The following is a 13239-nucleotide window of genomic DNA, read 5'->3' on the forward strand; positions in this document are numbered from 1 at the left end:
AGAACGTGACTGCGCCCAAAGGTCCCACCTTGACGGTGGTGCCTCATCCCAAGACCGACGCCCCGTCCTCCGGCCTGCAAGTGCTGCAGCCGAGCGGCTGGCCGATGCCGAAAGGCTACGCTAACGGCATGGCAGCCGATGGCCGTCTCGTCGTGACCGGCGGCGTGATCGGCTGGGATACGGAAGGCCGGCTGGCCTCTGACTTCATTGCCCAGGTACGTCAGACGTTGAGCAACATTGCCGCCATCCTTGCCGAAGGCGGCGCTGGACCTGAGCATCTGGTGCGGCTGACCTGGTATGTCGTCGATATCGAGGAATATCTCGCCAGTCTCAAAATGCTCGGCCGGGTCTATCGCGAAATTTTTGGTGCGCATTACCCGGCGATGGCGCTGGTTCAGGTGGTGCGGCTGGTCGAGAAGGCCGCCCGCGTCGAGATCGAGGCGACGGCGGTGGTGCCGCGCTGACACCAGCTATGCCGCACAGAATTCCTGTACGGCTTGCCGCGCGCCGACTTCGTAAAGTCTTCCCAGCGCCTGTGTGATGGCGCCGCGCATCCGAGGATCGCAGCCGAGCGTTCCGAAGATGGCGCTGACCTCCAGCATTGCCGGAGCCAGCCGGTCTGCAACCGGACCCGCGCTATCGGCGATGGCCTTCAGCTTTGCCGCGATCGGATCGCGCACGTCGATCGCGCGTCCGGCTTCGTCTTTGGCGGTGGCGTAACGCATCCAGCCCGCGACGGCGAGCGCGTGGGTGTCGATCGGCAAGTCGAGCCGGAGCCGGTCCTGCATGGCAGCGAGCAGCCGTTGCGGCAGCTTTTGCGAGCCGTCCATCGCAATCTGCCAGGTGCGGTGATGCAAAGCAGGGTTCGAGAAGCGATGGAGCAGCGATGCGCTGTAGGCCGCAAGGTCGGTACCCGCGGGCATTGCGAGCGTCGGCGCCGCGTCTTCCATGATCTGCCGTGCAAACACCACAAAGTGCGCGTCGGTCATGGTGGCAGCGATGGTCTCATAGCCGGCGAGATAGCCGAGATAAGCGAGCGCCGAATGGCCAGCGTTGAGCAGCCGCAGCTTCATGTGTTCGAACGGCGTTACATCTGAGACAAGCTGCACGCCGGCGGCGGCGAAATCCGGACGTCCGGCCGGGAAGCAATCCTCGACGATCCATTGCGTGAACGGCTCGGTGACAACGGGCCACGCGTCGGTCATGCCGAGCGCAGATGCAACGGAAGTGCGGTCGGCTTCGGTGGTTTCCGGAACGATCCGGTCGACCATCGTCGAGGGGAAGGCGACCTCGTCTTCAATCCATTGTGCCAGTTCGCGTGATCGCAGCGCGGCGAACTGCGTGACGATGCGCTTGGCGGTGTGGCCGTTGGCGGAGAGATTGTCGCAGGAGAGCACGGTGAAGGGGGTGGTGCCCGCAGTCTGCCGGCGCGCAAGTGCGGCCACGATGAATCCCGGCGCCGATCGCGGCGCGTCCGGATGTCTGAGGTCGTGAACGATATCGGGATGCTGCGCGTCGAGCTCGCCGGTTTGCGGCGTGTGGCAGTAACCCTTCTCGGTGACGGTCAGCGAGACGATGCGCGTCGCAGGATCGGCCATGCGCGCGAGCAGACGTTCCGGATTGGCAGGCGCGACAAGCGTCTCGAGGACCGAGCCGATGACCCGGTGTTCGGTGCCGGCGCCGGAACGAACCGCCAGCGTATAGAGGCAGTCCTGCGGGACGAGGGCGTCGCGTGTGTCCGGACTTCGCAGGCTGGCGCCGACGATGCCCCACTCCGAAGCGCCCCGGCCGAGAAGGTCGTCGATCACGACCGCCTGGTGCGCCCGGTGAAAGGCGCCGATTCCGAGGTGAACGATGCCTGGCCGGATAGTGGAGCGGTCGTAGCTCGGGCGGCGAATCTGACCCGGGAGCCGGGCGAGGCTGGCGTTGGAGAGGCGCAAATGGCCCTCATTCGGGTTGGTTTGGGCAGATTTCGTCCTATCGCTTGACATGCGGAACCGGTTCCGTCAATCTTTGGTCAATTGGTAAGGCCAATTTTCAGCGGTCTGCCATCCAAACAAGACAAGCCAAGCAAAAAGGCGCCGATCCTTCGGGATCGTTTCAGGGAGAGACGAGCGTGCCGCTCGAGGCTGTGGAAGCGCGACGCCTTTATCGCCAGATCGCCGATCAGCTTCGCGGCTTGATCGAGCGTGGCGAATACGCCGTCGGCGCCAAGCTTCCGACCGAACGCGATCTGGCCGAGCAGTTGAAGGTGTCGCGGCCGACCGTGCGCGAGGCGCTGATTGCGCTCGAGGTCGAAGGCCTGGTGCGCATTCGCGTCGGCTCCGGCATCTATGTCAGCGAACCGGCGGCGCATGCGCTGCCTTCGCACCTCGCCGGGATGATCGAAGGGCCGTTCGAACTGTTGCGCGCCCGCGAATTCATCGAGGCCGCCATCGCAGAGCAGGCGGCGAGGGTGGCGACATCGGACGATATCGCGCGCATCGACGCCTCGCTGGAGGCGATGGCGACCGTGCAGCATCCCGGCGAAGCCTCGATGATCCACGACCGCGCCTTTCACATCGCGGTCTCCGGATGCCTCGACAATGCCGTGCTGGTCCGCGTCGTCGGCGAACTGTTCGATCAGCGGCTCAATCCCTACTTCGCAAAACTCGCGCATTATTTCGAGAATCCGCAGTCCTGGGGCGCGGCGCTGGCCGAGCATCAGGCGATCCGCGACGCCATTGCGGCTCATGATCCTGACGCAGCCCGCGCGGCGATGCGCGAGCACCTGGCGCGGTCGCAGGCACGCTTTGCACAAAGTTTTGGGACGGAGACTGGGCCGATGTCGCGTGTTTCGAGCGGGAACGGCTGAGACGATCAAGACAAGAGAAAATGATAACAACGGAGGGAATGCACGTGTTGAAGAAATTGACGATCGTTCTGGCGGCTTCCGCCGCAGCACTGATGGCCGCGACCACCGTAGGCCAGGCCCAGACCAAGCTGAAATGGGCCCACGTCTACGAGACCTCCGAGCCGTTCCACACCGCCTCGGTCTGGGCGGCGCAGGAAATCAACAAGCGGACCAGTAACCGCTACGCGATCGACGTCTATCCGGCTTCCCAGCTCGGCAAGGAAGCCGACATCAACCAGGGCCTTTCGCTCGGTTCGGTCGACATCATCATTTCCGGATCGAGCTTTGCGGCCAAGAGCTATCCGCCGATCGGCGTCACCTATTATCCCTACACCTTCCGCGATGCCGATCATCTCCTGGCCTACACCAAGAGCGATGTCTTCAAGGAGCTCGCCAAGGGCTACGAGGACAAGACCGGTCACCACATCGTGGCGGTGACTTACTATGGCGTGCGACACACCTCGTCGAACAAGCCGATCAAGACCTGCGCCGACATGAAGGGCCTCAAGATCCGCGTGCCTGACGTGCCGGCCTATCTGGCGATGCCGCGCGCCTGCGGCGCCAACACCGCGCCGATCGCTTTCGCGGAAGTCTATCTCGCCTTGCAGAATGGCACCGTCGAGGCCCAGGAAAACCCGCTCACCACGATCGAGGCCAAGAAGTTCTACGAAGTGCAGAAGCACATCGTGCTGACTGGCCATATCGTCGACCACCTCAACACCATCATCTCGGCCAGCCTCTGGAAGAAGCTCAGCGACGAGGATCGCAAGATCTTCACCGACGTGGCGCAGGAGGCCTCGGCAAAGGCCACCGCTGAGATCAAGGTCAACGAGGCCAAGCTGGTCGATTTCTTCAAGGAGAAGGGTTTGACCGTGACTGAAATCAACAAGGACGAGTTCCGCGATGCCGTGCTCAAGAACGTGAGCTTCGAGAGCTTTGACTATCGCAAGGCCGACTGGGATCGCATCCAGGCCATCAAGTAACACGGTCGGGCATTCGTCCGTGCCGGCGCTTCCCTGCGGCGGCACGGCGATAGCCGATCAAAATTCTCCCGACCCCAGCATGGAAAGAGGGCAGATGTCGACGATTGAAGTGCACAAACAGATATCGGCGGACGAGATCGCCCATACGTTCGAGGAAGAAGCGCCTGTCACCGCCGACCTCGGGCAATACGCGGTCGAGGACTGGCTGGCGCTGGTGATCTTCTGGATCATGGCGCTGTGCGTTTTCCTGCAGTTCTTCACCCGCTATGTCCTCAACGACAGCTACGCCTGGACTGAGGAAATCGCGACCTATTGCCTGATCGGGGTGGTATTCATCGGTTCGTCGATGTGCGTGCGGTTGTCGCGGCACATTCAGGTCGACCTGATTTTTCGTTACCTGCCGCATCTGGTCGCACGCGCGCTTTCGACCGTTATCGACGGGATCCGGATCGCGTTCTTCGGCTACGCGACCAAGCTGGTCTGGCAGTTCATCCAGATCATCGGCGACGAGCCGATGACGACGATCAAGTTCCAGAAGGGTTTTGTCTATTACGCCGTGCTGCTCGGTTTCGTGCTGATGTTCGGCCGCTCGATCCAGATCGCGGTCGAGAACTGGCGGCGGGGCTATTCGATTCTGGAGCGGCCCGGCGCATTCGACGGAACGGAAGGGTAAGGCGATGCTGCTGCTCCTCGGTGGATTTCTGATCCTGATGCTGCTCGGCCTTCCCGTCGCGCTGGCGATGGCCGCATCCTCGCTGCTGTATATTCTCGTCACCGGCATCACGCCCGATGTGACACTGGCGCAGCGCATGATCGCCGGCGTCGAGAGCTTTCCGTTGCTGGCGGTGCCGTTCTTCATCCTCGCCGGCAATCTCATGAACATCGCCGGGGTCACCGGGCGCATCTACAAGTTTGCGGTTGCTCTGGTGGGCTGGATGCGCGGCGGCCTCGGCCACGTCAACATCATCGGCTCGGTGATCTTCTCGGGCATGTCCGGCACCGCGATTGCGGACGCCGCCGGCCTCGGCACCATCGAGATCAAGGCGATGCAGGACCATGGTTACACGACGGAATTTTCCGTCGGCGTGACGGCGGCTTCCGCAACGCTCGGCCCGATCATCCCGCCGTCGCTGCCGTTCGTGATCTACGGCATGATGGCGAACGTCTCGATCGGCGCGCTGTTTCTCGGCGGCGTCATTCCCGGCGCGGTCATGACCTTGCTGATGATGGCGACGGTGGCCTATTATGCCCACAAGAACGGCTGGGGCAGCGACTCGCCATTCTCGTGGGCGCAGATCGGATCGGCCGGCCTCGAGATCGTCATCGTGCTGGGCTTTCCGCTTGTCGTCTGGCTGATGGTCGTTGCCGGCCTCTCGACCAATATGGCTGTCGGGATCGGGCTTGCGGTGTTGCTGGCGCTCGACTGGTACTTCGACTTCTCCGCGGTGATGGCGCTGATGGCGCCGGTGATTTTGATCGGCGGCATGACGCTCGGCTGGTTCACGCCGACCGAAGCGGCGGTCGCGGCCGTAATCTGGTCGCTGTTTCTGGGACTGGTGCGCTATCGCTCGATGACGCTCAAGACGGTGGCGAAAGCGACGTTCGACACCATCGAGACCACCGCCTCGGTGCTGTTCATCGTTACCGCCGCCTCGATCTTCGCATGGCTCCTGACGGTGTCGCAGGCGGCACAGGTCCTGACCGATACGATACTCGGGATCACCCATAACAAATGGGTGTTCCTGCTGCTGGCGAATATCCTGATCCTGTTCGTCGGCTGCTTTATCGATACCATCGCCGCGATCACCATTCTGGTGCCGATCCTGCTGCCGATCGTTCTGAAACTGGGCATCGATCCCATTCATTTCGGACTGATCATGACCCTCAACCTGATGATCGGGTTGCTGCATCCGCCGCTCGGCATGGTGCTGTTCGTGCTCGCGCGTGTGGCCAAGCTCTCGGTCGAGCGCACGACGATGGCGATCCTGCCGTGGCTGGTGCCGTTGTTGCTGGCGCTGATCGCAATCACCTACATCCCGGAGCTGACGCTCTGGCTGCCGAAATATATGGGACTCTCAAAATGACATCGATGGCGTTGGCCGCAACCCTGTTCGGCCCGGAAGATCTGCGCATGGTCGAGCGGCCGCTCGATCCGCTGGCGTCAGGCATGGTGCGCATCCGCTTCGGCGCCGGCGGCATTTGCGGTTCGGACATGCACTACTATCGTCATGCCCGCACCGGCGATTTCGTCGTCACTTCGCCACTCGTGCTCGGCCACGAGATATCAGGCGAAGTGGTCGAGATCGCAGGCGCAGCGCCAGGCCTGAAGATCGGCGACCGGGTTGCCGTCAATCCGTCGCGCTGGTGCGGCCATTGCAAGCCCTGCCGCGAGAACCGGCAGAATCTTTGCGAGAACATCTTCTTCATGGGCTCGGCCTCGAAGACCCCGCATATGCAGGGCGGCTTTGCGAGCATGTTCGATGCCGTCCCCGCGCAGTGCGTGAAGATTCCGGACCACGTGCCGTATCAGGCGGCGGCGCTGGCCGAACCGCTGGCGGTGTGCCTGCATGCAGTCGCGCGCGCCGGCGATGTCACCGGCAAGCGCGCGGTGCTGTTCGGCGCCGGCCCGATCGGACTGCTGACCATGCTGGCGGCGCGTCGGGCCGGGGTCGCCGATGTCACCGTCGTCGACATCGCGGCGGCGCCGCTGGCGTTTGCGACCCGGCTTGGCGCCAACCATGTCGTCGACATCTCCGGCGGCGACGAGGCGTTGAAGGCGCAAGCGGCGGCGCAGCCGTTCGATGTGGCGTTCGAAGTATCGGGAACGGCGGCGGGCCTCGCCAGCGCGATCGGCGTCGTCAGGCGCGGCGGCATCGTGGTTCAGGTCGGCAATCTGCCGGGCGGGCAGATTCCGGTGCCGGCCAACGCCGTGATGGCCAAGGAGATCGATCTTCGCGGCTCGTTCCGTTTCGGGTTGGAATTCTTCACCGCGGTCGAGCTGATCGCCGACGGCAGCGTCGACGTGCTGGCGTTGGTGACGGCGCAACGTCCGCTCGCGGTCGCCCCCGACGCGGTGCGCCTCGCACTCGATCGTTCGCAAAGCGTCAAGGTCGTGCTGACAGCGCAATGATTGAAGATACAGGTTCAGGAGACTCCGCATGATGCTGCAGGGATGGCGGTGGTACGGGCCCGATGATCCCGTATCGCTCGACGATATCCGCCAGGCCGGCGCCACCGATGTGGTGACGGCGCTGCATCAGGTACCGATCGGCGAAGCCTGGACGCGCGCGGCGGTCGAGCAACGCAAGAATTTCATCGAGAACAGCCAGCCCGGCCGCTCGCCGCTGACGTGGTCGGTGGTGGAATCGATCCCGGTGCCCGATGACGTCAAGCGGCTTGGGGCTAAGGCGACGCGCTCGATCGAATCCTGGATCGCGAGCCTCGAGGCGGTGGCCGCGGCCGGCATCAAGATCATCTGCTACAATTTCATGCCCGTGGTCGATTGGTGCCGCACCGATCTTGAATGGGAATTGCCAAACGGCGCCCGCGCCATGCGCTTCGACCAGGACCGGTTTGCGGCGTTCGATCTCCACATCCTGCAGCGACCGGAAGCGTCAGCGGAATATTCCGAGGCCGCACAGCTTCGTGCAAAGCAGGTCTTTGCCGCGATGACACAAGCCGACATCGACCGTCTCGTGACCAATATCGCCAGCGCGCTGCCGGGATCGACCACCGATCCCCTGACCATTCCGCAGTTTCGCGACCGCCTGCAGCAGTATCGCGGCATCGACCAGGCGGTGTTGCGCCGGCATCTCAGCGAATTCCTTGCCCGCGTGACGCCGGTGGCGGAGCAGCTCGGGGTGACGCTGACGCTGCATCCGGACGATCCGCCGCGCCCGCTGTTCGGCCTGCCGCGCATTGCGTCATCGGCGGAAGACTATCAGGCGCTGTTCGACGCCGTTCCGTCCAAGGCCAACGGCATCTGCTTCTGCACCGGCTCGCTGGGCGTGCGGGCGGAAAACGACTTGCCGGCGATGGCGAAGCGCTTCGCGCCGCGGATCGGTTTTGCCCATCTGCGGGCGACCAAGCGGGAGGAGGGTGGCCTGTCGTTCTTCGAGTCCGATCATCTCGACGGCGACGTCGACATGATCGCGGTGCTAAAGTCGCTGTTGACCGAAAACCGCCAGCGTTCTTCGGATCATCAGATCATATTTCGCCCGGATCACGGTCACCGCATGCTCGACGATCTCGCCGAGACCAAGCGGACCAATCCCGGCTATACCGCGATCGGCAGGCTGCGAGGCCTCGCCGAACTGCGCGGCGCGATCCGCGCCATCGAGCACACCGGTTGATCCAACTGCAAACTAATGCACTTCGTTCAAGTCGCGGTCGAATAGTTGCTGCAGCGTCGGGCCATTGGCGCGGCTGACCGTAATACGAATGCGATCGTCGCTGCCTGCGATTTCAAACGATATCCTTGCGTCCTTGGCGCCGTCCCGCCAGCGTCCGGGCTCGTCCGCCCAGACGACGCGGTCGCCTTCGAGTTTGCATCGATAAGTGAAGACGAAATTGTCGAACGGACGCGCGTAGGTCAGGACCACGATGCCGTCGGGCGCGTCGGTGGCCTGCAAGACTTTGGGATCGCGGTCCATGAGCGCCGCGATCGCCGTTCGGCAGATTGCCTTGGTCTCGAATCCTGGGCTGGCGGATGCCGCCGGCATCAAGGCAAGCAGGATCGGGAATGCAAGGAACCGGACGAACAATGGCATTTCTACTCCCGGTTCGCCGAGGCCTGTCAATTGCCGCCGTGCGCCCAGATGTACAGCCCGACGACGGCGAGCAGGACAAGGGTCAGGACGGCCGTTGCGACTTGGATAACCCGGATCCGGCGCGACGAACTTCGCCCGACCGTGAGGCTCGTCAGCAGCATCTTGAGCGCGAATCTCTGCATCTGCCGGTTCTGGGACTCAACCTCAGGGCATCATCTGCGCGGAGATGACCCGGGGATTTGATCTGGATCAAGTGAAAAACGCCGCGTTGTCGCATTTTCGGTACACGTTTCAGCGTCGTCAGCTATAGTTCCCCCGAATCCAGATCGGTTTGCCCGCCATGCCCGATGGCTCCGCCACCGCACACGTCTATCGTCCGAAACTCGCGACCGTCCTGGCCGAGGGCTACAATCTCGACTGCCTGCGCCGCGACCTACTCGCAGCTTTGACCGTTGCGATCGTGGCACTTCCGCTATCGATGGCGATCGCCGTCGCCTCGGGCGTATCGCCCGAGCGGGGACTATATGCCGCCGTCATCGGCGGCTTTTTAGTCTCGGCGCTGGGCGGAAGCCGCTATCAGATCGGCGGACCGGCCGGGGCATTCATCGTTCTGGTGGCCGCGACCGTGACCAGATTCGGTCTCGACGGGCTGTTGCTGACGGTGTTCATCTCCGGCTTCATGCTGACATTGATCGGCCTGCTCAGGCTTGGTTCGCTCATTCGCTACATTCCGCATGCCGTGACCGTCGGCTTTACCTGTGGAATCGCGGTCACAATCTTTGCCAGCCAGCTCAGGGATCTCGGCGGCTTGAGGTTGTCAGGTACTGAGCCCGGACATCTGTTGCCGAAGCTCTTCGTACTCGGCGAGGCGCTGCCGACCATCAGCCCGATCACGCTCGCCGTCGGCGTGGGAACGGCCGCGCTGATCTTCCTGCTGCGGCGCCTCGCGCCGACCTGGCCCGGAATGCTGATCGCGGTCACGTTGGCCACGCTTGCCGCCTGGCTGTTCCACTTGCCGGTGGAAACCATCGGCAGCCATTTCGGCCAACTGCCGAGCGGCGTGCCGACGCCCAAGCTGCCGACATTTTCGACGGAAGCCGTTCTGGCGGTGTTGCCGACGGCGCTGTCCTTCACCCTTCTGGGCGCGGTCGAAAGCCTGCTGTCGGCCAAGGTGGCGGACGGCATGACCGGGCGCAAGCACCGCTACAACATGGAGGTGGTGGCGCAAGGCGTCGCCAACGTCGCCTCCGCATTGTTCGGCGGCATCAGCGTCACCGGAACGATCGCCCGAACCGCGACCAACATTCGTGCGGGGGCATGCAGTCCGGTCTCCGGCGTGGCGCACGCCGTGTTCGTGCTGGTGTTCATGCTGGTCGCCTCGCCACTGGCAAGCTTCATCCCGCTCTCGACCCTGGCCGGTGTACTGGTCGTGGTGTGCTGGAACATGGCGGAGAAGGACGACTTCGTCCGCCTGCTGTACGGCTGGCGCAGCGCCAGCGTGCTGCTGGCGACGTTTGGGCTGACATTGATCCTTGACCTGACATTCGGCATTATTGCCGGGTGCGTGCTGGCGGCAACGTTCGCGGTTATCGATCGCGCCCGCCGCTAACGGCGGGAGAGTTCGATTGCACATCCTTCGTCCAAATTTTGACTGGGATCGTGATGATGCGCTGGATTTTGCAGCGGCACGCGGCTTTGGTGCCGTGATTGCGAGCGGCGCCTCCGGCCCGATCAGCTCGCATGTGCCGTTTCGCATCGTGCGGACAGGCGAGAAGGCGACCGTGCAGTTTCACCTCACGGCGCGGAATAAACTCGCCGAGCTCGCCGATGGCGACAACCCGTTCCTGCTGATCGTCTGGGGTCCGGATGCCTACGTCTCGAACGACTGGTATGCGACGCCGGACCATGTTTCCACCTGGCTCTATGAAGCCGTTCATCTCACCGGTCCGGTGCGGCGGCTTGCCGTCGAGAACAACCGCAGCCACGGCGATGCGCTGCTGGCAACCTTCGAAGCGCGATTGACGCCGAAGCAGCCGTGGTCGCTGTCGACCATGGAGGACACCAAGCGCGAGGCAATGCTGCAAGGCATCGTCGTGCTGGAGATGGATGTGCAGCGCATCGAGGGGCAGCGTAAACTCAACCAGCACAAGTCGGACGAGGATTACGCCTCGATCACGCGGCATCTTGAAAAAGCCGAGAGCGCCGACGCCCGTGAGATCGCCGGAAAACTGAAGGCGCTTCGGCCGCATTTGAAATATTGAGTGGCGCCGGGCCGCTTCGGCACGATGTCGATTTTGGTCGATCAGTTGCGGTACGACAGCAGCCGTTCGATGAACGTTGGTTCCGGCTTGATTGGCTTGCTGACATAGTCATTCGAGTTCAACGGCTCGCAAGTCACCTCGCGCCTCAAGCTATTCACCAGCGCAGACTTGGGCGAGACCGGTTCAAATTCGCCCGGACGCTCCGTCTTCGGCCGGAGCACGATCGGCTCTGCCTTCATGCAAGCATCGACGAAGACGAGGCTGCTGCCGGCGTTTGCAGCAACCTTTCCGATCAAAAGTTGGGATCCCAGCAACTTTGCTGCTGGCGATGATCGCATCGCGCGCTGCGGTTCGAAGACACGATTGCATCCGGATAGTGACTTTTTGAACGTATACTTCACCGTGCATTTCGCTCCGCCGGCCTTTTTGAATGGCCCGTCTGATGAGACGTCGCGCTCAAATATCAGCGTATCCAGACTGAGTGTCTCGGTGCCTTCTCTCGGGCCAACTGCCCGTCCTGATTCGAGCGCGCTACGCGAGAAGATAAGCTTCGTTTGGGGCGGGGAATCCTTCGTTTCAAGAACGAGTACGGGTCGCAGCGCCCATGAGCGGTCCAACTGCGCGTCATTATTGTTCATCTCGAAAATCACGTCACGAATGGCCGGCGGTTCGCTCTTAAAGTCAAATATGTGGGCTAAGGTTTTTGATCCGGATTCCTGTGCTTCCAGGCTCAAGAACCGGAAGTCCTTGCTATCTCTTGAAATCGGCATCATCGGATCGAATCGATCGTCGATACTGAAATGCGTGACCTTAAAGTTTGTCGGAACGGCCGGCCCGGTGGGAGTGGTCGGCGGAGAAACGTCGAGCTTCAACATTGCTCCGTCGCTTGAATATGTATCGCCCCACCAGCGCTTCGAAATATTGGTCAGCGGGGATGAAAGGCCTACGTCGCGCGCAAAGTAGATTTGCTGTCCGGGCCTTATGACGGCGAAATTCTGAAATGCGCCGAGGCCACTCCCTTTTGCAACGTTCTCGTCGTCCCAACGCGTGCACCGGGCCTTGCGATCGTCGTCGTCAACAATTTTTCTGGTAGCCGATCGCGAACAGAATCCGAGGTCATAGTCCTTTGACGTCTGTGCCGTGATTCCGGTGGCGAAGATGTGATCCCCTGCCGGCGCGCCCGGCAATTCCATCGGGAGCGGAGAGGTCGCATACATATCGATCTCCATCGTCTTGAGTCGTGAACCCGCGCCTGGATTGCACAGATCGAGCCGTGGTAAAGTCGATGTTAAAAGTGTTGCCGCGTCAGACAGAACGACGCAGGAGATCGTGTCTTCGTTATTTTTGCGACTCATCCAGATCAGGTGATGCTTGCCGTCTGAATCGACCAGCAAATGCGGTGCTGCGTGGTGCCGGCGAGGAGGAAGCCAAACGGCGCGGGTATCGGCAAGCGTCAGCTCCTGTCCGAGAAGGGCTTGAGGTAGCGGCGACAGGCCGGCCGATATCATTTCGTCACTTGCTCTAGGTGACCTGTCGGACTGAAGGATCAAGCTCTGGCATGTCACGCACTTTACGGTGAAGTTTGACCGCATGTTTTCGAATGTCAGAACGATTTGATCGGCTTCGTCCTTGTACTTGTCTGGAGACGTGACGGAATTGAGAAATTTGAACGGATGATCGACGATGCGGCTCGCACGGAACTCGCTCGACCGGGCAGGGTCCGATTCGAATTCGAAAAAGGTCGACTTGCCCCAAGCGCGGTAGGAGTTGGCGCCGCCGAGATTCACTCCTGCCAGTACCAGTTTTGAATCGGCCTGGCAGCGATCCGAACTGTTTTCAGTGGAACCGTTCCGAATATAGCGGCACAGTCGGTAGGCCTCGTTCTGCAAGATTCGATCGCAATCATTCTGATTGTAGCCGTAAGTTGCAAGGCCGTGGCGATAGCATAAATCGTGAAATACGCATGCTTGCCTGAAGCGTTGCAGGACGAGATGAACTTTCCCATTCTTGTCCGCGGTGCCGTCGAAGAACCCGTTTGTCCAAGAGGGTAGACTACAGTTCAAGCCTTCGCCGCCGCCGCCGATGATGCTCACAGTATCGGGCGCGGATTGAAACGAGGTGACGGTGGGCGGCATCTCACCGTCGACGAGGTCTTCGACATTTTTGTAGATGGCATCGACCACGTATCCGCGGAAGGCGAATACCAACACCAATGGAATTGCAAGGGTCAGGAAAATACAGATCAAGCCCACTTTTAGTTTGGACATGGAGGTTCTCCAATATGCCCGCCTCATAAATGCCTGACTAAAATTTCGACAGGGGTACAATGAAAG

General features: G+C 61.8%; 13 protein-coding genes. 9 read left to right on the top strand and 4 right to left on the bottom strand.

Going from position 1 to position 13239, the window contains the following annotated elements:
- Positions 1–5: 5 nt before the first annotated feature.
- Positions 6–464 carry a RidA family protein gene (locus BLS26_RS28025; RefSeq protein ID WP_371360695.1) on the top strand — a complete coding sequence of 153 codons (459 nt, stop codon included), beginning with the start codon at positions 6–8 and terminating at the stop codon, positions 462–464.
- A gap of 6 nt (positions 465–470) precedes the next feature.
- On the opposite strand, the gene BLS26_RS28030 is transcribed toward BLS26_RS28025, so the two are convergent.
- On the bottom strand, positions 471–1991 hold the full coding sequence (locus BLS26_RS28030) for a mannitol dehydrogenase family protein (RefSeq protein WP_092515757.1): 1521 nt from the start codon (positions 1989–1991) through the stop codon (positions 471–473).
- A 125-nt stretch (positions 1992–2116) separates the two neighbouring features.
- On the opposite strand from BLS26_RS28030, the gene BLS26_RS28035 reads away from it, so the two are divergent.
- The 6 genes from BLS26_RS28035 (at position 2117) to uxuA (ending at position 8228) form a co-directional block, all read left to right on the top strand.
- Positions 2117–2854 (top strand): FadR/GntR family transcriptional regulator, encoded by a 738-nt coding sequence (locus BLS26_RS28035; protein WP_092515758.1) that lies wholly within the window; start codon positions 2117–2119, stop codon positions 2852–2854.
- A gap of 38 nt (positions 2855–2892) precedes the next feature.
- Complete coding sequence (locus tag BLS26_RS28040; protein WP_092515759.1) at positions 2893–3876, top strand: sialic acid TRAP transporter substrate-binding protein SiaP; 984 nt, start codon at positions 2893–2895, stop codon at positions 3874–3876.
- A gap of 94 nt (positions 3877–3970) precedes the next feature.
- The gene (locus BLS26_RS28045) at positions 3971–4549 is read left to right on the top strand and encodes a TRAP transporter small permease (protein ID WP_092515760.1); all 579 of its coding nucleotides are present in this window, start codon (positions 3971–3973) and stop codon (positions 4547–4549) included.
- Between the two features lie 4 nt (positions 4550–4553).
- Entirely contained in the window at positions 4554–5960 is a 1407-nt protein-coding gene (locus BLS26_RS28050) for a TRAP transporter large permease (RefSeq protein WP_092515761.1), read from the top strand.
- Positions 5957–7006 carry an L-idonate 5-dehydrogenase gene (locus BLS26_RS28055; RefSeq protein WP_092515762.1) on the top strand — a complete coding sequence of 350 codons (1050 nt, stop codon included), beginning with the start codon at positions 5957–5959 and terminating at the stop codon, positions 7004–7006. The genes BLS26_RS28050 and BLS26_RS28055 overlap by 4 nt, the downstream gene beginning before the upstream one ends.
- 31 nt (positions 7007–7037) lie before the next feature.
- The gene (gene uxuA, locus BLS26_RS28060) at positions 7038–8228 is read left to right on the top strand and encodes a mannonate dehydratase (RefSeq protein ID WP_172804819.1); all 1191 of its coding nucleotides are present in this window, start codon (positions 7038–7040) and stop codon (positions 8226–8228) included.
- A gap of 12 nt (positions 8229–8240) precedes the next feature.
- Here uxuA and BLS26_RS28065 read toward each other — a convergent pair whose 3' ends face one another.
- Both BLS26_RS28065 and BLS26_RS36020 read right to left on the bottom strand, forming a co-directional pair.
- Positions 8241–8645 (bottom strand): hypothetical protein, encoded by a 405-nt coding sequence (locus BLS26_RS28065; RefSeq protein ID WP_092515764.1) that lies wholly within the window; start codon positions 8643–8645, stop codon positions 8241–8243.
- 26 nt (positions 8646–8671) lie between these two features.
- Positions 8672–8827, bottom strand: a complete 156-nt coding sequence (locus BLS26_RS36020; RefSeq protein WP_157676605.1) for a hypothetical protein — start codon at positions 8825–8827, stop codon at positions 8672–8674.
- 158 nt (positions 8828–8985) lie between these two features.
- Here BLS26_RS36020 and BLS26_RS28070 point away from each other — a divergent pair, with 158 nt between their 5' ends.
- Positions 8986–10254, top strand: a complete 1269-nt coding sequence (locus BLS26_RS28070; RefSeq protein ID WP_092515765.1) for a SulP family inorganic anion transporter — start codon at positions 8986–8988, stop codon at positions 10252–10254.
- A gap of 16 nt (positions 10255–10270) precedes the next feature.
- The gene (locus BLS26_RS28075) at positions 10271–10906 is read left to right on the top strand and encodes an FMN-binding negative transcriptional regulator (RefSeq protein ID WP_092515766.1); all 636 of its coding nucleotides are present in this window, start codon (positions 10271–10273) and stop codon (positions 10904–10906) included.
- 41 nt (positions 10907–10947) lie between these two features.
- On the opposite strand, the gene BLS26_RS28080 is transcribed toward BLS26_RS28075, so the two are convergent.
- On the bottom strand, positions 10948–13173 hold the full coding sequence (locus BLS26_RS28080; RefSeq protein WP_157676606.1) for a hypothetical protein: 2226 nt from the start codon (positions 13171–13173) through the stop codon (positions 10948–10950).
- Positions 13174–13239 lie beyond the last annotated feature (66 nt).

The organism is Afipia sp. GAS231 (assembly GCF_900103365.1).
Lineage (GTDB): Bacteria > Pseudomonadota > Alphaproteobacteria > Rhizobiales > Xanthobacteraceae > Bradyrhizobium.